General features: G+C 35.1%; 21 protein-coding genes. 19 read left to right on the forward strand and 2 right to left on the reverse strand.

Translation table 11 applies throughout. The features are described 5' to 3' along the window. Positions 1–65 precede the first annotated feature (65 nt). From nadB to yajC, 13 genes are all read left to right on the forward strand, one after another. The gene (gene nadB, locus ACQKP0_RS16360) at positions 66–1649 is read left to right on the forward strand and encodes an L-aspartate oxidase (RefSeq protein WP_427406908.1); all 1584 of its coding nucleotides are present in this window, start codon (positions 66–68) and stop codon (positions 1647–1649) included. Beyond that, positions 1618–2457 (forward strand): carboxylating nicotinate-nucleotide diphosphorylase, encoded by an 840-nt coding sequence (nadC, locus tag ACQKP0_RS16365; RefSeq protein WP_427406909.1) that lies wholly within the window; start codon positions 1618–1620, stop codon positions 2455–2457. The genes nadB and nadC overlap by 32 nt, the downstream gene beginning before the upstream one ends. A 21-nt stretch (positions 2458–2478) precedes the next feature. Beyond that, positions 2479–3588 carry a quinolinate synthase NadA gene (nadA, locus tag ACQKP0_RS16370; RefSeq protein WP_427406910.1) on the forward strand — a complete coding sequence of 370 codons (1110 nt, stop codon included), beginning with the start codon at positions 2479–2481 and terminating at the stop codon, positions 3586–3588. A 179-nt stretch (positions 3589–3767) separates the two neighbouring features. Continuing rightward, positions 3768–4910, forward strand: a complete 1143-nt coding sequence (gene safA, locus ACQKP0_RS16375) for a SafA/ExsA family spore coat assembly protein (RefSeq protein WP_427406911.1) — start codon at positions 3768–3770, stop codon at positions 4908–4910. Next, the gene (locus ACQKP0_RS16380) at positions 4903–5871 is read left to right on the forward strand and encodes a phosphotransferase (RefSeq protein ID WP_427406912.1); all 969 of its coding nucleotides are present in this window, start codon (positions 4903–4905) and stop codon (positions 5869–5871) included. Before safA ends, ACQKP0_RS16380 begins: the two co-directional genes overlap by 8 nt. Before the next feature lie 273 nt (positions 5872–6144). After that, positions 6145–6864: a YhcN/YlaJ family sporulation lipoprotein gene (locus ACQKP0_RS16385; protein WP_427406913.1), complete on the forward strand. Its 720-nt coding sequence runs from the start codon at positions 6145–6147 to the stop codon at positions 6862–6864. A 186-nt stretch (positions 6865–7050) separates the two neighbouring features. Then, positions 7051–7578, forward strand: a complete 528-nt coding sequence (locus ACQKP0_RS16390; protein ID WP_427407032.1) for a BofC C-terminal domain-containing protein — start codon at positions 7051–7053, stop codon at positions 7576–7578. Between the two features lie 98 nt (positions 7579–7676). Beyond that, positions 7677–8282 carry a Holliday junction branch migration protein RuvA gene (gene ruvA, locus ACQKP0_RS16395; RefSeq protein WP_427406914.1) on the forward strand — a complete coding sequence of 202 codons (606 nt, stop codon included), beginning with the start codon at positions 7677–7679 and terminating at the stop codon, positions 8280–8282. Positions 8283–8346: 64 nt separating this feature from the next. Beyond that, positions 8347–9348 (forward strand): Holliday junction branch migration DNA helicase RuvB, encoded by a 1002-nt coding sequence (gene ruvB / locus ACQKP0_RS16400; RefSeq protein WP_427406915.1) that lies wholly within the window; start codon positions 8347–8349, stop codon positions 9346–9348. Next, complete coding sequence (locus tag ACQKP0_RS16405) at positions 9345–9551, forward strand: DUF2905 domain-containing protein (RefSeq protein ID WP_427406916.1); 207 nt, start codon at positions 9345–9347, stop codon at positions 9549–9551. The genes ruvB and ACQKP0_RS16405 overlap by 4 nt, the downstream gene beginning before the upstream one ends. A gap of 30 nt (positions 9552–9581) precedes the next feature. Continuing rightward, complete coding sequence (queA, locus tag ACQKP0_RS16410; RefSeq protein WP_427406917.1) at positions 9582–10610, forward strand: tRNA preQ1(34) S-adenosylmethionine ribosyltransferase-isomerase QueA; 1029 nt, start codon at positions 9582–9584, stop codon at positions 10608–10610. A 216-nt stretch (positions 10611–10826) separates the two neighbouring features. Beyond that, positions 10827–11966 (forward strand): tRNA guanosine(34) transglycosylase Tgt, encoded by a 1140-nt coding sequence (gene tgt / locus ACQKP0_RS16415; protein WP_427406918.1) that lies wholly within the window; start codon positions 10827–10829, stop codon positions 11964–11966. A gap of 21 nt (positions 11967–11987) precedes the next feature. Continuing rightward, positions 11988–12269, forward strand: a complete 282-nt coding sequence (yajC, locus tag ACQKP0_RS16420; RefSeq protein ID WP_427406919.1) for a preprotein translocase subunit YajC — start codon at positions 11988–11990, stop codon at positions 12267–12269. Between the two features lie 61 nt (positions 12270–12330). Here the strand turns inward: yajC and ACQKP0_RS16425 are convergent, their stop codons facing one another. Then, the gene (locus ACQKP0_RS16425; protein WP_427407033.1) at positions 12331–12681 is read right to left on the reverse strand and encodes a TIGR04086 family membrane protein; all 351 of its coding nucleotides are present in this window, start codon (positions 12679–12681) and stop codon (positions 12331–12333) included. Here ACQKP0_RS16425 and ACQKP0_RS16430 point away from each other — a divergent pair. Together ACQKP0_RS16430 and ACQKP0_RS16435 are read left to right on the forward strand one after the other, a co-directional pair. After that, entirely contained in the window at positions 12629–12760 is a 132-nt protein-coding gene (locus ACQKP0_RS16430) for a hypothetical protein (protein WP_427406920.1), read from the forward strand. The two genes, ACQKP0_RS16425 and ACQKP0_RS16430, sit on opposite strands and share 53 nt — an antisense overlap. 158 nt (positions 12761–12918) lie before the next feature. Continuing rightward, a complete protein-coding gene (locus ACQKP0_RS16435; protein WP_427406921.1) occupies positions 12919–13572 on the forward strand; it encodes a DUF421 domain-containing protein in 654 nt (217 codons plus the stop codon). 22 nt (positions 13573–13594) lie between these two features. Here the strand turns inward: ACQKP0_RS16435 and spoVB are convergent, their stop codons facing one another. Then, positions 13595–15139 carry a stage V sporulation protein B gene (gene spoVB, locus ACQKP0_RS16440; protein ID WP_427406922.1) on the reverse strand — a complete coding sequence of 515 codons (1545 nt, stop codon included), beginning with the start codon at positions 15137–15139 and terminating at the stop codon, positions 13595–13597. A 106-nt stretch (positions 15140–15245) separates the two neighbouring features. Between spoVB and ACQKP0_RS16445 the strand changes: the two genes are divergently transcribed. From ACQKP0_RS16445 to ACQKP0_RS16460, 4 genes are all read left to right on the forward strand, one after another. Continuing rightward, positions 15246–15560: a post-transcriptional regulator gene (locus tag ACQKP0_RS16445; RefSeq protein WP_427406923.1), complete on the forward strand. Its 315-nt coding sequence runs from the start codon at positions 15246–15248 to the stop codon at positions 15558–15560. 146 nt (positions 15561–15706) lie between these two features. Continuing rightward, entirely contained in the window at positions 15707–17968 is a 2262-nt protein-coding gene (gene secDF / locus ACQKP0_RS16450; protein WP_427406924.1) for a protein translocase subunit SecDF, read from the forward strand. Positions 17969–18328: 360 nt separating this feature from the next. Beyond that, positions 18329–19054 carry an SDR family oxidoreductase gene (locus ACQKP0_RS16455; protein ID WP_427406925.1) on the forward strand — a complete coding sequence of 242 codons (726 nt, stop codon included), beginning with the start codon at positions 18329–18331 and terminating at the stop codon, positions 19052–19054. A gap of 14 nt (positions 19055–19068) precedes the next feature. Beyond that, positions 19069–20082, forward strand: a complete 1014-nt coding sequence (locus ACQKP0_RS16460; RefSeq protein WP_427406926.1) for an S-adenosylmethionine:tRNA ribosyltransferase-isomerase — start codon at positions 19069–19071, stop codon at positions 20080–20082. The last annotated feature ends 13 nt before the right edge of the window (positions 20083–20095 follow it).

The raw sequence follows: 20095 nt of genomic DNA on the forward strand, positions 1-20095 counted from the left end.
TTAATAATAATTTTATGTAAATATAGGTGTCAAGACACCTGTTAAAACAAAAGAGGGGTAATTTTATGGAAAATGCAGATGTAATTATTATTGGTAGTGGCATTGCAGCTATGCAGCTTGCTCAAAATTTATCTTCGTCCTTTTTTGTGAGACTTATCACAAAGTCAACATTAAAAAATAGTAATTCCTATATAGCACAGGGAGGAATTGCGGCATCGGTTTCTAATGATGACGACTATCTTCTCCATTTCCAAGACACAATCGAAGCGGGGAGAAATTTTCATAATGAAAAGAAAGTATTGGAATTAGTGAAGGAAGCCCCAAACATTATTAATCAGTTAATTGAGTCGGGTATCCAGTTTGATGTGGATACAAATGGAAATATTTGTTTAGGGAAAGAAGGTGCACACAGTCGTAATCGAATTTTACATTGTGGAGGAGATGCAACTGGGAAACATATTATGGAGCATTTTCTTAATTCAGTTCCAAAAAATATAAGCATATCAGAAAATGAATTCGTTTTTGAGTTAATCATACATCCAAAGCTTAAAACATGTGTGGGGGTAAAAACGAAAAATGTAGCTGGTGATACAAAAATCTATATGGCTTCTCATATCGTACTTGCGGTAGGTGGAGTAGGAGGGCTATACACATATACCTCAAATGACACTTCTATTGCTGGAGATGGGATTGCACTTGCATATTTAGCAGGTGCGGAATTAACCGATTTGGAATTTATTCAATTCCACCCAACACTACTAAGTATTAATGGAAAAACATGTGGACTTATTTCTGAGGCAGTGAGAGGCATGGGAGCCGTTTTAATGAATGATTCAAATGAAGCGTTTATGGATGGTAAGCATCATTTAAAAGACCTAGCTCCAAGACATATAGTTGCACAAGAAATTTTCAATCAAAGATCAATGGGGCGTGAAGTATTTTTAGATATTAGTATGATCGAAGATTTTAAGGGGAAATTTCCTACCATTTCGACCATTTGTGAACAGTACAACATTGACATTTCAAACGGTAAAATCCCTGTAGCTCCTGGCTGCCATTTTTTTATGGGTGGAGTCGTTATTGACGGGGTAGGCAGAACAACGGTTGATCGGTTATATTCAATCGGAGAAACAGCTTGGAGTGGTGTTCATGGTGCCAATCGTTTAGCAAGCAATTCCTTATTAGAGGGTCTTTATTATGGGAAAAAATTAGCAGAATACCTAAATAAGCAAAAGCGTGAAGCTATAAACGGAAACAATATTATAACTTACGTCCAAGAATATAAAATAGAAGATTTGTTCCTGCCAAATAAATGTGATATTCAACAAAAAATGATGAAAAATGCAGGGATTATCCGTAATAGATTACAACTCTTACAATTACGAAAATGGCTGGGAAAATATGATATTGAAGGTCTCAATCTAAATAACCTAACCACTCATGACATTCAAATTATTTTTATGTTGATTGCTTCAAAATTAATTACTCACGCTGCCCTTATAAGAACAGAGAGCCGCGGAGGTCATATTAGAGAAGATTTCCCATTAGAAAATACTAGCTGGGGAATGAAACATATTTTTCATACCAATAAATTCACCGAAGTTAGGAGGGTTCATCATGAATGTAATCAAATTAAGGTCAATGCTTAATGAATTTTATAATGAGGATATTGGTGATTGTGATCTAACAAGTGAAAGTATATTTACTATACATGAAATAGGTGAATTGACCTTTATTGCTAAACAAACAGGAATCTTCTGTGGAGGAGTAGTCATCAAAGAGGGGTTTAAAGTGGTAGATTCAGATGTTTCTGTATCGATGAGAATACAGGATGGCGACCGAGTAAAAGTTGGGGATATTCTAGCAGTTGCAAAAGGCAGAGTCCAAAGCTTATTAAAAAGCGAGAGAGTCATATTAAACCTTGTCCAAAGAATGAGCGGAATTGCAACGTTAACTGCTGAAGCTATATTACGGATAAATGGAACAAATGCAAAAATCTGCGATACAAGAAAGACGATGCCAGGGATTCGAATGCTAGATAAGTATGCAGTTGCAGCTGGGGGTGGAGTCAATCATCGGAAAGGCCTATATGATGCTGTCATGATAAAAGATAATCATATCTCTTTCGCAGGATCAATTGCTAATGCCATTCAGAAAGTGAGAGAGAAAGTAGGTCACATAGTTAAAGTTGAGGTGGAAATTGAATCAAAAGAACAATTAATTGAGGCGATAGAGCATAATGCAGATATTATTATGTTCGATAATTGCGTTCCTGAGCAAATTCAAAACTGGCTTCCTTTAGTACCTAGTTGGATTGCTAGTGAAGCATCCGGAAATATAACTTTAGATAATTTACGTGCGTATGCTGAGACAGGAATTCAATATATTTCATTGGGTTGTTTAACACATTCAGTTAAAGCCTTTGACATTAGTGCAAGGGTAAAAATAAATAGTTAGGTCCGATGGGAGGATTTTAGAATGTCATTATTAAATGTAATTAAGGAAAAGTCGAACATGATGATGCCTGAGCATTATAAAAAAATGGATAGAAGGGAGATGGAGGAAAGGGTCAAAGAAATTAAAGAATTATTAGGAAAGAAGTTATTCATCCCTGGTCACCATTATCAAAAAGATGAGGTTATTCAATTTGCTGATACATCGGGTGATTCTCTCCAACTTGCACAGGTGTCAGCATTAAATAAAGAGGCTAAATATATTGTTTTTTGTGGTGTACATTTTATGGCTGAAACCGCAGATATATTAACAAGCTCTAAACAACAAGTGTTTCTGCCTGATATGCGAGCAGGTTGCTCCATGGCCGATATGGCAAATATTCATCAAACAGAAAGAGCTTGGGATAAGCTCCAATCTCTATTTGGAGATACGATCCTGCCATTGACATATGTAAATTCTACTGCAGCTATTAAAGCTTTTGTTGGAAAAAATAATGGAGCAACTGTCACCTCTTCCAATGCCCATACGATGGTTAAGTGGGCACTTAAACAAAAGCAAAGAATATTATTTCTTCCAGATCAGCACCTTGGAAGGAATACCGCTTTTGATATTGGAATACATTTATCTGAAATGGCTGTATGGGATCCAAATAAAAATGAGTTAATCAGTGAAGGGAAATTGGAAGATATTAAAGTAATTCTATGGAAAGGGCACTGTTCTGTCCATGAAAATTTTACTGTTCAAAATATAAAAGACATTCGTGAAAAGCATCCAAATATGAAAATAATCGTTCATCCTGAATGCCGAAGAGAAGTTGTTTCATTATCAGATGATAATGGGTCCACAAAGTATATTATCGATACTATAAAAAATGCTAAGTCTGGTAGCGAATGGGCAATTGGAACTGAAATGAATCTAGTAAATCGGCTTATTCAGCAGCATAGAGATAAACATATTATTTCATTAAATCCTCATATGTGCCCATGTTTAACAATGAACAGAATTGATCTTCAACACTTATTATGGAATTTAGAATGTATTATTGAAGGTCATCCTATTAATCGGATACAAGTAGACGGCGAAACAGCTGGTTACGCAATATTGGCACTAAATCGTATGTTGAAATTAGCATGATGTTTTGGGATTATGAAAAATGTCTCCCTTAAAGCACAATCAATAAATATTATATTGCCTTCTCCTTTACGAGAAGGCATATTTTTTTATAATCAAACATAATTTTTTTATGAAGATCATTAGCATTTTGCCCATTTTGACATAAACTATATGGACTTATGCCTGAGGAGGGGATATGAGTGAAGATCCATATTGTTCAAAAAGGCGATACCCTTTGGAATATTGCTAAAAAATATGGTGTAAATTACGAAGAATTAAAGAAGATGAATGCCCAATTATCAAATCCGGAAATGATAATGCCTGGTATGAAAATAAAAGTACCTACTACGGGAGGAACGATTAAAAAGGAAATGGGGCACCAACATAAGGAAGTACCAAAAGCTGTACCACCCAAGGCAGTACACCCATATAAGGAAGTACCAACACCTGTACTTCCTGTACAAAAGGAGATTATAAAAGAGATGCCAAAAGAAAAAATAGTTGAAAAAAAAGAAACAATCTATACTCCTATTATGCCACAACCAGCTATCCCTGAAATTGACATTAATAACTACTATTCAATGAATATGTCACAAATGCAGGCACAAATGCAAGCACCTTCACCATTACCGGCTGAACAAGAAGTTCTAATTCCAGTTCAAGGGGAGTGTTATGAGATGTATCCAAGTTTACCTCATATGCCTATCGGTGGCCCTGTTTCATATCAAACACCATACAGTTATCAAGCACCGATGGGTCAATATCCAATGCCGCAATATCAAAGTCCAACTGTTGGATATGGGACCCCTGCTATGCCATATGTATCACCTGAACAATATTCGCCATATCAACAAACACAATATATGCCACAAGCATATGGAACCTATCCAACAATGGCACCGGCACATGGTGGATGGGGGCACGACGATTTTGAATCATCATCATCTTCTTTACCAATGATGTCTAGCCCTGCAATGCAGCCCGGAGGTTATTATCCAGCGCCAGATGGTCAGTATACCGGTATGCAGCCAATGACGTATCCTAATGTATATCAAGGTCAATATCCGCCAGCACAAGGAGGTCAGTACACTACTATTCCAGGTATGCCTTATGTTCCATTCCGTCAACAAGCTCAACAAGGACAAAACATGAATTATCAAGAAATGAGACATGATAATCAACAGCCTTATGGACATCAACTTGCACAATATCCGCCTGGATATTATCAAGGATATCCACAAGGTGTACCAAATAGTCCTTATTATCAATATGGCCAGGGATATCCAGCCTATCCAGGAGGATATCAATTACCTCGCAAAGAAAATTGTGATGATTGTGAATAGAAGCAGATTTGGAGACGGATTAGAAGATCGTCTCCTTCTTTATTTATCAGCTTTTACCGGAGAAGTATTTAAAAGTGTCAAAAAAATTAAAACGGGCATTTGGATTTGTTTTACTAGTGAGCGGGAATGGATATTGAAAGAGTTTTCTTCCATAACGAAAATGAATAATCAAATAAGTTTTATTGATCATTTATTTAAGTACGGTTTTCATTTTACTTATAAGTTCCATCCGATCCATCGTGAAAAAATCTTCTTTTTTGAGAATAAAATATTTGGATTAATTGAATATATTAAAAAGGAATACTCATTTACATATCAAACATCTCAAGAAAGAAATGAAGCCTTGATATTATTAGATCATTTTCATAAAACAACAGCAATGTTCCTAAATGAGTTTGAATCAAAACTTCAAATATTTGATCAAATTCGAAAGTGGGAAATTCGATTAAATGAGTTTATAGTTAATATTCCACTGGTTAAGAAATTTATCCAGCCCTATTATATAGAAGTTTATTTAGAATGGGCAAAATGGTCTTTTGCAAATATGAAGAAGCATCAGGCATATTTCAATAAAAAGCCTAATTGTATTATTCATGGTGATGTTGCGCACCATAACTTCCTAATAGGGAAAAATCAGCAATTATATATAATTGATTTCGATTTAATTCATTTGGCTTTGCCAAACATAGATTATTTACAATTTTCAAATCGAATTTTACCTAATATATCATGGTCATGTAATGAATTATATCGATATGAAATATTAAAAGAGTATTTAAAAGATAAGCCTTTTTTATTTGCATTAGTTTTTCCGACAGATATATTAAGGGAATGGAATCGCTATATTAAATGGATAAATAATAGTAAAGATGATGGGTATTTAAAATATTTAGACAAAATTACAATTAAACAATTTAAACAAAGACAAACTTTTGTAAATGAAGTAATAAAAAGGATTTGATAATCTGTGTTCAAAAAGGAGGACAAAAAGAGCCGAGAAGTTCAAGGAAGCGCAGTCTCTGAGCACCGGAACGTATGCTTTTAATACGTGAGGAGCGGAGGAGCAAGCTGACGCCGAAATTCGACAGCTATTTTTCCCGGACTTTTTGAACAACCTTCAAAAAGGGATATTTAGGGGATACATCCAACTAGTATTAGAATAGAATGATCTACGCCTCACAAACTATTAGTGAGCATTTTTTGCTCGATGCCTAATGTTAGGAGGAGTATTGGTTTGCAAAAAAAACTTATAGTCCCTATTTCGATTCTAGTGATCAGTGGTTTGGCAGGCTGCAGCCAGGATCAAAATGCAAAATATAATCAAACCAAAAATCAATTCCAACCGGTTGGATATTATACAAATGATGTAAATGTGGTTGATCATGATGGACCAATGACTGAGCTGATGGATTATTCCTTTGGTCGGGTAGATAATATTAAAAATAATAATTACTTTCTTCCATCAGGGCAAAAGAGTGATTATGATCGCCATATTAACTCACCATTAGACGAATATAATTCAAATAATTTTGGTGTTAACCGAAATAGGCATCTCCGGGATATTAATTATCATGGACATTTAAATAAAAGAAATGCCAGAGGCAAATCTTCATATTATACAGCTTATGAAGGCAGATTAGCCGAAAGAATTTCACAGAAAGCAGCATCAGTAGCAAATGTGTCTAATGCACGTACCATTATTGATGGAGATAAAATATTGGTATCCCTTGTCCTGAAGAAGGATAAAAATGTAAAAAAAACAAAATTAGCGGTAGAACAAGCTGTTTATCCTTATATACGGGATCGAAAATATTTTATTACTTCTGATATAGGGACATATTATCGTGTACGTGATTTAGATAATGATTTAAAAGATGGTGGTCCTCGAGATAAAATTAAATTAGATGTTCATGATCTGATGCAATCGCAAAATATAAAACGTAATCAACAATAAAATTCCAATCATTGGGAGTTATTTCTTTCTCCCGATGATTGTCATTTGTTAGGGAGAATTACTACATATTTTATTTCATTAATAAATTTGGATATTCTTGTGAAAAAAAGGTCACACTATGCATACGAACACATAACCGTATTGTAGAGGTGACAAACTATGAGCTTGATTGTTCGAATCGTCTTCATGTGTGTATTCCTCTTAGGAGCTTCCTATTTTATATTTTTGCAAGATGATAGCGAACTGGTGCATGAATCAAATAAGAAAACTCATCCGAAGTCAATTGAAGTATTGTCAACATCAAAGCACAAAACGGTAATTTTAGAAAGAGTATATGTAGACGGAGAGGTTAGTGAAGAAATTCTTCATGAAAATGTACTCAAAATTGAAGAATTAAAATCAAAGTACAAAAATTGGCAAGTTATTCAAATGGATGAGGAACAAATTGTTTTACAGAAGAAGATGAATGACATATCCCCCTTGCTGAAAGCTAATGGTTATTTTGGAATATCTGAGGATGGTACTATATCGATTTTCAATGGAAAACCGAATAATGCTGATATAATTCAGTCGTTTTTTCAAATAGATATAAAAAAATTAGAAGGAAAGAAGCAAGAAGAACTAAAAAGAGGTATTCCCATCAAATCTAAAAAAGATTTTGACAAAGTATTAGAGGCTTTAAAACGCTATTCTATTCATACGATGAAAGAGTAAAAAACCGGCTAAAAAAGTCGGTTTTTTGTATGAATTTCTCCATGCTTTTTCAGATTATGGTACAATGTAGGTTAGAAAAAAATGGGGAGAGAAATAGTTTGTACGAATATATAGTTGGAACAGTAGAAATGGTTACCCCAGAATATATTGTTGTTGATAATAATGGCATAGGGTTTCAAATTTTAACCCCTAATCCATTTGTCTTTTCAATTAATAGGGAACCGATAAAAATTTACATATATCAGCATGTACGTGAAGATTTAATTGCATTATATGGATTTCATACACTTGCGGAAAAGACGTTATTTAAGAAACTATTAAATGTTTCAGGCATCGGTCCAAAAGGTGCATTAGCCATTCTTGCATTCGGCGAACCTACACAAGTCATCGAGGCTATCGAAAACGAAAATGAAACGTTTTTAACGAAGTTTCCGGGTGTAGGGAAAAAAACCGCAAGGCAAATGATACTTGACTTAAAAGGGAAGCTGCAAGATGTAGTTCCGGATTATTTCCCGAATTTATTCAACCAGGATGAAGTAGAAAAAGTAGCCAAATTTTCTGCTCAATACGAAGAAGCTCTTTTGGCGCTTAAAGCATTAGGATATTCAGACAAAGAAATTAAGAAAGTATCCCCAGCGCTTCAAAAAGAAAATTTATCAACAGACCAATACATTAAAGTTGCTCTGAAAAAATTAATGAAATAATCTATTTTGAACATTCGAGATCCACTGTTATATAAATAATATATCTTCTAAGGGAGGAAGTTGAATGGAAGATAGAGTGGTATCAGGGGAAGCAAGTGAACTGGAACAATCCTTTGAACAAAGTTTACGACCACAAAGACTGGTCCAGTACATTGGACAAGAAAAAGTAAAAAGTAATTTAGCGATTTTTATTGAAGCCGCAAAACAAAGACATGAAACATTAGATCATGTATTATTATATGGACCGCCAGGATTAGGCAAAACAACATTAGCAGTGGTTATTGCTAATGAAATGGGAGTAAATGTTAGAACAACCTCAGGCCCGGCTATTGAACGTCCAGGAGATTTAGCTGCGATTCTTACGGCACTAGAGCCAGGGGATGTCCTTTTTATCGATGAAATCCATCGTTTACCGCGTTCCATCGAAGAAATTCTTTACCCAGCGATGGAGGATTTTTGTTTAGATATTGTTATCGGCAAAGGACCAAGTGCTAGATCTGTTCGATTAGATTTACCTCCCTTTACCCTAGTTGGAGCGACTACTAGAGCTGGTGCTATTTCAGCTCCATTAAGGGATCGATTTGGAGTATTATGTAGATTGGAATATTATAATGAAAAGCAGTTAACAGATATTGTTATAAGGACTGCGGAAATATTAAATACTGAAATTGAACAAATTGGTGCAGCAGAAATAGCAAAAAGATCACGAGGGACTCCAAGGATAGCCAATCGATTATTACGCCGTGTTCGTGATTTTGCTCAAATAAAAGGAAATGGTGTGATTACAAAGTCATTAGCCGATCACTCCCTTGAATTATTACAAGTGGATCGTTTAGGACTTGATCATATTGACCATAAATTATTAATGGGAATCATTGAGAAATTTCGCGGCGGACCAGTAGGGATTGAAACGATCGCAGCAAGTATAGGAGAAGAGGCTGAAACGATCGAAGATGTTTATGAGCCGTATTTATTACAGATTGGTTTTCTACAGCGTACACCTAGAGGAAGAGTGGTAACTAATCTAGTCTATCATCATTTTCAATTGGAGGCTCCTGCCACATGACTGGTATCGGAAAGATGCTGATGACAGCTGGTGCGTTCATTTTTCTTATCGGCCTTATTATGCAATTTGTTAAAATAGGCAAATTACCTGGAGATATATTAATAAAAAAGGGGAATACAACATTTTATTTCCCGTTAATGACTTCTATAATATTAAGTGTTGTTTTATCAGTAATTTTTTATATCGTCAATCGTTTTAAATAAAGACCAAAAAAACAAGCGAAGGTGACATCATTGAAAGTAGATTTTTTTGATTTTTATTTACCAGAATCTTTAATTGCCCAAACTCCATTGAAAAATCGTTCAGACAGTCGATTAATGGTTTTAAATAAAGAATCGGGTGAATTACAGCACACTATTTTTAAAAATATAACTGAATATCTTAAACCTGGTGATTGTTTAGTATTAAATGATACAAAGGTATTGCCGGCAAGATTGTTCGGGATAAAAGAGGACACCGGTGCCAAAATAGAGGTTCTGCTGCTAAAACAATTAGAAGGGGATCAGTGGGAAACCCTCGTTAAACCAGCAAAAAGAATTAAAGTAGGCACGGAAATAGTATTTGGTGATGGAATGCTTAAAGCTGTCTGTATAGAAGAAAAGGAACATGGCGGCAGAATTCTTCAATTTCAATATGAAGGAATTTTTTATGAGGTGTTAGATGCCCTTGGTGAAATGCCTTTACCTCCGTATATAAAGGAACAATTAGAAGACCGAGACAGATACCAAACAGTATATGCTAAAGAAACTGGATCGGCGGCTGCTCCAACAGCTGGCTTGCATTTTACAGAAGAATTACTAGATGAATTAAAAAAAATGGGTGTCCATATTACTTTCCTTACATTACATGTCGGGCTTGGAACTTTTCGTCCAGTAAGTGTCGAAGAAGTGAATGAACACACAATGCATGCTGAATTCTATCAAGTATCAGAAGATACGGCACAGCTAATTAATCAAGTGAAAAAACAAGGTGGCAGAATTATATCTGTTGGCACGACTTCAACAAGGACTTTAGAAACAATTGCAAGTTTAAATAATGGACAAATTGTTGCTTCAAGCGGCTGGACAGATATCTTCATTTTCCCTGGCTACGAATTTAAAGGGATTGATGGAATGATCACGAATTTTCATTTACCAAAATCCACTTTAATTATGCTTGTAAGTGCATTAGCTGGAAGGGAACATGTCATACATGCATATGAAGAAGCTGTAAAAGAAGAATATCGATTTTTTAGTTTTGGAGATGCAATGTTAATCATTTAGTTTCTAGTATATTTCTAATAATTTCGTTTATATTGATAAAATCAGCTGTATGGTATGCGTGAAGCGATTTTTTTACGTAGTAATACCTAGCTGCACGCGTACCATACAGCGTTGTAATATCGGTTTGAGGTTAAAAAGGGAATTAGGTATTAAAAAAATCCGCTCACATGCCTATCTCTTCCTAGCTGGCCTCTGAATAAGAAGGGAGAATCATCTTTGACTGCAATTAAATATGAGTTAATAAAAACATGTAAACAAACGGGTGCACGACTTGGGAAAATCCATACACCACATGGTTCATACGATACGCCAATGTTTATGCCTGTTGGTACATTGGCTACTGTAAAAACAATGTCACCTGAAGAATTAAAGGAAATCGGTTCTGGAATTATATTAAGTAATACATACCATCTCTGGCTCAGACCAGGTCATGAAATCGTAAAGGAAGCCGGTGGACTGCACAAGTTTATGAATTGGGATCAAGCCATTTTAACCGATTCCGGTGGGTTTCAAGTATTTAGTTTAAGTGATTTTCGGAAAATAGAAGAGGAAGGTGTATTTTTCCGCAATCATTTAAATGGAGATAAACTATTTCTTTCACCGGAAAAATCGATGGAAATTCAAAATGCATTAGGTTCTGACATTATGATGGCATTTGATGAATGTCCACCTTTTCCTGCAACACATGAATATATGAAAAAATCTGTTGAAAGAACATCTCGTTGGGCAGAGCGTTGTTTAAAAGCTCATACAAGAACAGAAGACCAAGGATTATTTGGTATTGTTCAAGGTGGAGAATACGAGGACTTACGGAAGCTCAGTGCAAAGGATTTAACCTCACTTGATTTTCCAGGATATGCGGTTGGTGGACTGTCTGTAGGGGAACCAAAAGATGTCATGAACAGAGTACTAGAATTTACAACTCCTTTACTTCCAAACAACAAGCCAAGATACCTAATGGGTGTCGGATCACCGGATTCTCTTATTGATGGTGCAATTCGCGGGATTGATATGTTTGATTGTGTCTTGCCAACTAGAATTGGCCGTAATGGGACATGCATGACGAGTACCGGAAGATTAGTCGTGAAAAATGCAAAATATGCACGTGATTTCAGGCCGCTCGATGAAAACTGTGACTGCTATACTTGTAAAAATTATTCACGAGCATATATTCGCCATTTAATAAAATGTGACGAAACGTTCGGAATTAGGCTTACAACTTACCATAATCTCTATTTTCTGTTACAATTAATGCAACAAGTCAGACAAGCCATTAAGGAAGATAGACTTGGTGATTTTAGAGAAGAATTTTTTGAGCAATATGGATTTAATCGTCCGGATGCGAAAAACTTCTAAATTGAAAGGGGGGAAATAAAGATGACAAACTTAACTAGTTTATTACCAATCTTATTGATGTTTGTCTTATTTTACTTTTTGCTTATTCGACCGAATCAAAAGAGACAAAAATCGGTTCAACAAATGCAAAACAATTTGACAAAAGGAGATAAGATTGTCACAATTGGTGGGTTACACGGGACTGTCGATGCAATTGATGAAAGACAGATTGTGATCAAATGTGGAGATGGCAGCCGCCTTACATATGATCGTTCTGCGATCCGTGAAGTTGTAGAATCAGTAGCTACACAACACGCTGAATAATGGATAAAGAAGCATTCCGGCTGGGATGCTTCTTTTATTCTTTCAACAATATATAAACCACTTACACTTTCCTAGGTTGATCAGACATAATGTTAACTCCTAATACCCCGCCCATCATCGCAGTAAGAATATAGCATATATGATAAATCATTTGTTCTGAGGAAAAAATATTTCCGTAGCCTAAATATTGAAAGAGAAAAATAATGAAAGTATATACAATCCCTGTTATACTCCCCGATACCCAACCTTTTTGTTGTCCCTTTCCTCCGCAAATAAAACCTCCAGTAAATAGAGCGATAAAGGAAATAATGGTAATAAGTGTGCGAATCGAACTCTCTTGGGTATCTGTATATCTTAAAATGAGTGAAAAAATAAAACTTGAAATTGAAATAAATACAAAAATCGTTAAGATCCCATATAAAACACTTGTTGCTAATCTTTTTGCATCGATTTTTAATCTCTCCCTTCAAAAATCTACCTTATTCTTCTAGTACAAGCATATTCAGAAGTTGTGAAATTAGAATAAAAATTATCATTAGTTTTGGATTTTTATTAAAGTACATCTAAGAATAACAAGCTTTTCCAAATTGTTAATCTTAAAAAATGGTCATACTATACTGGAGTGAAAGTGTATAGGAGGTCATTGAACATGGAATACTTTACAATTGGCTGGAAGACAATTATTCTATATCTTGTAATCCTTGGTATTTTCCGGTTTATGGGGAAACGGGAAATTGGGGAATTAAGTGTATTGGATTTAGTTATTTTTATCATGCTTGGTGAATTGGCGGCAGTTGCAATCGAGAATCATAAAGAACCAATTGCTCATACGATTTTACCTATGTTGATTTTACTCGTTATTCAAGTTTTATTTGCATTTATTTCGTTAAAAAATCCTACATTTCGCAAAATCATCGATGGTGCTCCATCAATTATCATCAGAAGAGGGAGAATTGACGAAAAGGCAATGAAGAAACAACGCTACAATTTTGATGATTTATTAATGCAGTTAAGGCAAAAAGATATTAACAATATTGCAGATGTAGAATATGCAATATTGGAGACCTCTGGGGAATTATCAATCATAAAAAAGGATAATAAAAAGAAACAAAAACAAACTTTTACACTACCACTGATTGTCGATGGAAATATATATAAAGAAAATCTAGCAACAAGGAATGTATCAGAAACATGGCTTCGTCGTGAATTAAGAAAAAGAGGACATACCGATCTTAAAAACATTTCGTTTTGCAGCTTTCAAGATGGAGAATTTTTTATTGATTTAAAAGAAGATCCTGAATAGGAGGGAGAAAGATCTCCCTCTGCTACAAAAATCTTCTAATAAACGGAATATAACTTAAATCGGATTTTTTTATAAGTCTTGTAACTAGCAATAATAACAGATAAACGATTGTAGTTATAATTATTCCACAGGTAAGTCTCATAAATATGCTATCGTGTAATAAATAATTTTTATACCACCAATGTCCAATGAATCCAGAAATAATAGTTACTAAGGTGAATTTAAGATAGTCGCGAAGATAAATGGTAAACTGTATCTTTTTTATTACAGTAGCAAAATGTAGTAAGGTAACTAATAATGTACTTGTCATGATCCCTAATGCAGCTCCAGTTATACCTAAATGGGGCTGAGATGCTAAAGCAAAGATAATTCCCAATTTAACAACAGCACCGATCATACTGTTAATCATGGCAGCTCTTGCGAGGTCCAGTGCCTGTAGTGCAGCTTGTAATGGTCCTTGATAATACTGAAAGATAAAAAATGGAGCCATTAACTTTATTAAAGTAGTGCCATTTGAGGATCTATACATCATTTGCATAAGAGGCTCGGCAAAAATGTATAAAATGACGACCGATATTCCTCCAGCTAAAAGGGCAAAACGCAATGCTTGCTGGAGACGATGCTCAACTAAATAATGATTTCTTTGTGAATTGGCTTCACTAATTGCTGGCACAAGCGCTGTCGAAAGGGAATTGGTTACGAAAGATGGCAGCATTAGTAATGGTAAAGCAAAGCCAGTTAATGTTCCATATTCTTTTGTAGCAAGAGTTGCGGTTAGTCCAGCAAGTGCTAAGCTGTGAGCAACAACAATCGGCTCCAGAAACCATGATATATTACCAATAAATCGGCTTCCTGTTGTCGGTATTGCTACTCTCATTAATTCATACAAAGTTTCTTTACCTGCTTTTACAACTTTAAAGAAATTTCTTCTCACTTTAAATTTTTTTCTCAATTTAAACATTGTAAACATATAAACAAGAGACATAAGTTCTCCAGCGATTGAGGCAAACATTGCTCCTGCAGCAGCATATTCAATACCATATGGTAAAAATGCAGTCGTCAAGATAGCAATTAGTATGATTCGTACTGATTGTTCAATGACTTGCGATATCGCAAACGGCTTCATATTTTGCATACCTTGAAAATATCCCCTTAAGACAGCGGCAACAGCTACAATAGGAATAATCGGTGTGATAGCGACTAACGGATAGTAAATTCTTGGATCAGTAAATAATGATTTTGTAAGATACGGTGCCAATAAAATGAGTCCAGGAGTAAAAATTAAGGATAATGAAATCGTTATTGTCAGAGATACCACCAATATTTTTTTTATTTTTTGTCGGTCTCCCTTAGCAGAAGCTTCTGCCACACATTTTGAGATTGCTACTGGGAGTCCTAGTTGTGTAATCGTTATGACTAACATTAAGGTAGGGAAAGCCATCATATAAAGTCCTACTCCTTCTTCCCCAATAAAGCGCGCTATAACAATTCGATTTATAAAACCTAGGACCCTTGTAAAAAGTCCAGCAATTAATAAAATCATTGTTCCTTTTAGAAACTTTGACATCCATTAAACCTACCTTCTCAAAAAGGGTATTTTCATATACAATAAAATGTATATGCAACATGATGGACAAAGCATGACAAGTTCATTGTGAAAGGGGCGAAAGGGGATGCAAAATGTAGGACATATATATGATAAATATTTTAATGTCCTAGAGCCAGCGCTAAAAAGCAAAGCAGAAGAACTGGGTTTAATAGGATATGGACAAGTAACCATTAAGGATTTATGGAGTTATCTAACGAAAAAGAAGTGGAAGAAGCCGAAAGATGACATTCATGTGTATGAGCTTGTATCTGATGTTTTGGGACTTAAAGCAGGGGATTATATGAATTTTGCAACAATCGAAGCATATCGTACTCCAAACTGGTTTGCTGAGTTAGATGAGGAAGAATTACAGGATTTATTGAAGCCTAATAAAAAGTAATTATTAAGCTAGGAAATAAAAAGAAAAATTGACACATTTTTTTTTCTGCCTCATAATGTTAATAAATGTTTATTTTTTATTTTTTTGTCTAGCTATGCTACAAATGTGTTGCTATGCTTTTCTTAATTGCTAGGAGGATCTACATAATGGTAAAAAGAAGCCGTATCATTGCTTTTTTCTTAATAGTTCTACTATTCGCGGGATTAATGGGTGGAACGACGAATAATATTTTGAAACATATCAATCTCGGCCTCGACTTAAAAGGGGGATTTGAAGTTCTTTATGAAGTTCAGCCAGCCCAAAAAGGTCAAAAAATTACAAAAGACGTAATGACAAATACTGTACAAGCATTGGATCGCCGTGTTAATGCACTAGGAGTAAATGAACCGAATATACAAATAGAAGGTACGAACAATATTCGTGTTCAGCTTGCAGGAGTGAAAAATCAAAAAGAAGCACGTGATATTTTATCAACAACTGCTAACATTTCCTTCCGTGATGTAAATGATAATAAATTATTGGATGGTACTGATTTAGTAGAAGGGCAAGCGAAACAATCCTATACTCAAACAGGGAAGCCTAATGTTGTTTTACAAGTAAAGGATCGTAAAAAATTTCATGATGTTACGAAAAAGATTTTAGATATGGCTCCAAATAACCAATTAATTATTTGGCTGGATTTTGAAGAAGGAAAAGATTCATACAAAGAAGAAGTAAAAAAAGAACATCCTAAATTTCTTTCAAATCCGAATGTCAATGAAGCATTTAATACAGATACAGTAACCATTGAAGGTAACTTTACAATCGAGGAAGCACAAAACCTTGCGTCCCTCTTAAAAGCTGGTGCACTACCAGTAAAATTAAAGGAAACGTATTCGACATCTGTTGGAGCACAATTTGGTGAGCACGCTTTAAATAAGACAATTAATGCGGGAATTATAGGTGTTGCGATTATTTTCTTATTTATGCTTGTATATTATCGTTTCCCTGGTCTTATTGCAGTTATTACACTTGCGATTTATATTTACTTAACCTTACTCGTTTTCCAATTAATAAATGGTGTTTTGACATTACCGGGAATCGCTGCCTTGATACTCGGGGTAGGGATGGCAGTAGATGCCAATATCATTACCTACGAGCGTATTAAAGAAGAATTAAGGGTAGGCAGGACAGTAAAAGCGGCTTTTGCTGCAGGAAATAAACAATCATTTATGACGATTTTTGATGCAAATATTACAACAATAATTGCTGCTGTTGTGCTGTTTATCTATGGGTCAAGCTCTGTTAAAGGTTTTGCTACTTTACTGATCATAAGTATATTGTTAAGCTTTATCACAGCTGTATATGGTACAAGATTATTTTTAGGTTTATGGGTAAATAGTAATCTTTTGAAAAATAAGCCAAATTGGTTTGGTGTTAAGAAAAAAGATATCCATGATATATCAGAAAACATGGACGCTCATAAGCTGCCTACACGTTTCGATCGTTTCGATTTTGTAAAACATCATAATAAGTTTTTTGCAATCTCAATTATTTTAACGATTGTTGGTGTAATTGCTTTATCGGTTTTCCGTTTAAATCTAAGTATTGATTATACAAATGGTACCCGTGTTGAGGTTTTATCGAAACAATCCTTAACAGCCGAACAGCTTAATGATGATTTGAAAACACTAAAATTAACACCAGAGGATATTGTTTTATCTGGGAACAAGCATGAAATTGGTGTAATGCGCTTTGAAGGTGCTTTTAATAAAAATGAAGTGGCACATATTACAGATTATTTTACAAAAAAATATGGCCCAACAAATGTTAGTACTGTTTCTCCTGAAGTAGGGAGAGAAATTGCAAAAAATGCATTTAAATCTTTGATATTTGCAGCGATTGGAATCATTATCTATGTTGCCCTCCGTTTCGAATGGAGAATGGGAATTGCCGCTATAATTGCCTTGCTACATGACGCCTTTTTGATGGTTACATTTTTCAGTTTAACTAGGCTGGAAGTTGACTTAACATTTATCGCAGCGATTTTGACAATTATTGGTTATTCGATCAATGATACAATCGTTACATTCGATCGGATACGCGATCACATGAGATTTAAAGGTCGTTTAAAAACAACGGAAGATATCGCTGAAGTAGTAAATATTGGTTTACGTCAAACATTGACTCGTTCGATTAATACCGTATTAACTGTTGTAATTACTGCTGCGGCACTATTTATTTTTGGAAGTGAATCAATTCAAAACTTCTCTATAGCATTACTAATCGGTTTAATTATGGGATGTTATTCTTCTATTTTCATTGCTGCACAATTATGGTATGTTTTCAAAAAGCGTGAATTGAAGAAAAAAGGACCAATCAAAACTGTAAAAGAAAAACGAAAATGGTCTGATGAACCACAAGTATAAAATTTATATTTTAAAAAAGCTATCTGAATAAAACTCAGATAGCTTTTTTGTGTTTTTCTTTCATGTCTAGCTCCAGCGCCTATCGGCTAGCGGATTTCTCCGTCTCCTCCCTACGATAAGTCAACATCAGGTGAAATTTGAAGTGCCAATTTCACTAGCTCGTGAACTACCTCACCGTGTTTCCTTTATCTCAGTCGAAGACTACGAAATCCGTACGCTAGAGCTGCGGCGCTTGCGCTTTTGTTCTTATTATCAAAAAATTAATTAAAAAAAGAATTGACGAAAGAAAACGACATTTATTATAATAAATATACTTATTATATAAAAATATATAAAAAGTATAAAAAGGAGGACTAAACTATGTCAAATGTAGTGATGATCACAGGAGCTTCAAAAGGATTGGGAAAGGCGCTTGCATTGTATTTTGCAAAAGAGGGTTACGATTTAGCCATTTGTGCTAGAGGTGAAGAAAATTTACTTAAAGTTGAAAAAGAGATTGAGGAATTTGGAACTAAAGTACTAGCGGTGGTCGCTGATGCATCTATTCCTAAAGATGTTGAAAGATTTGTTGCTATGACTGAAGAACATTTTGGGAAAATTGATGTACTTATTAATAATGCTTCCACTCTTGGGCCAAGTCCAATGCCCTATTTATTAGATTATCCTGAGGAGGATTTTGCAGAGGTGTTGCGAATCAATTCCGTGGGTCCATTTCTGGTTACTAGGAGAGTGCTGCCAGGTATGCTGCTTCGTAATAAAGGGAGTATCATAAATGTGACATCTGAAGCAGGAAATACCGGTTTTGCAGGGTGGGGAGCTTATGGAATTTCTAAATTTGCTCTGGAAGGATTAACTGAAACATGGGCAGACGAAGTAAGTGAAACTGCAATTCGTATCAATATGGTTGATCCTGGGGAGATGGATACCGAGATGCATGCTCTTGCAGTACCAGATTGTGATTATGAACTTGCAAATCCAAATGATCTTGTTCATGTATTTGGATATTTAGCATCTGATTTATCGATTGGTGTGAATGGCAAGCGTTTTAACGCACAAGATTTTCAAGGCAAAGGTAGTGTTGAATAATGGTTGCCACCGCAATGAAATTTTACTTGCCAGATGAGTTAAATGCAAAGATGCCACCAGAGAGAAGGGGGATTAGGAGGGATCATGTAAGGCTGCTTGTTCTCCATAAGGATACCGGAACTATTGATCATACTAATTTTTCTTTACTTGATCAGTATTTAAATAAGGGAGATCTCATTGTTGTCAACTCCAGTCGAACGGTTCCGGCTGTGTTAAAAGGGATAAGGGAAGGAGAAAACAGAGAAATAGAGGTTAGGCTTGCCCATCGTAAAAATAATAATATCTGGGAAGCTCTAATAGTTGGTGAAGAGTTAAAAACAGGGGAAAGCATAAGATTTTCTTCACAACTAACAGCAAGCGTCGTTCAATCAGATCCACATAAACCGTTTGTAACATTACAATTTAATTTATGTTGTTCAGCCCTTTATAATCAAATTTATCGGATTGGTGAACCTGTCCGATATGAATATATAAATGAACCTTGGGGTTTGGATTATTATCAAACGGTATTTGGAATAAATCCTGGATCTGTTGAAATGCCTTCAGCTGGGAGGGCGTTTAGCTGGGAACTTTTATTTCGATTACAAAGAAAGGGAATTAACATCACGCACCTTCAGCTCCATACCGGTTTAAGTTATTTGATGGATGACAAATGGAATCTTGGTCCTCGAGAAAATTATGAAGAGTATGAAATCAGTCAAGAAACAGTTGACGCAATCATAAGAACAAAAGCTGAGGGCGGGAAAGTAATTGCTGTTGGAACTACAGTGGTTCGTGCACTTGAAACAGCTATTAATAAATTTGGTAAGGTTGAGGCAAACAAAGGCTGGACAAATTTGTATATTTCTTCAAGTACGAAACTTCAAGTAGTTGATGGATTAATTACGGGTTTACATGAGCCGGAAGCAAGCCATTTGGATTTGTTAACAGCATTTGTTGATCAAAACCTTTTGTATAATACCTATCAAGAAGCAATTGAATTGAAATACCTATGGCATGAATTTGGTGACATGAATCTCATTTTATAAGTCTCTTTAAATA

The sequence above is a fragment of the Heyndrickxia sp. NPDC080065 genome (assembly GCF_050281185.1).
GTDB lineage: Bacteria > Bacillota > Bacilli > Bacillales > Bacillaceae_C > Heyndrickxia.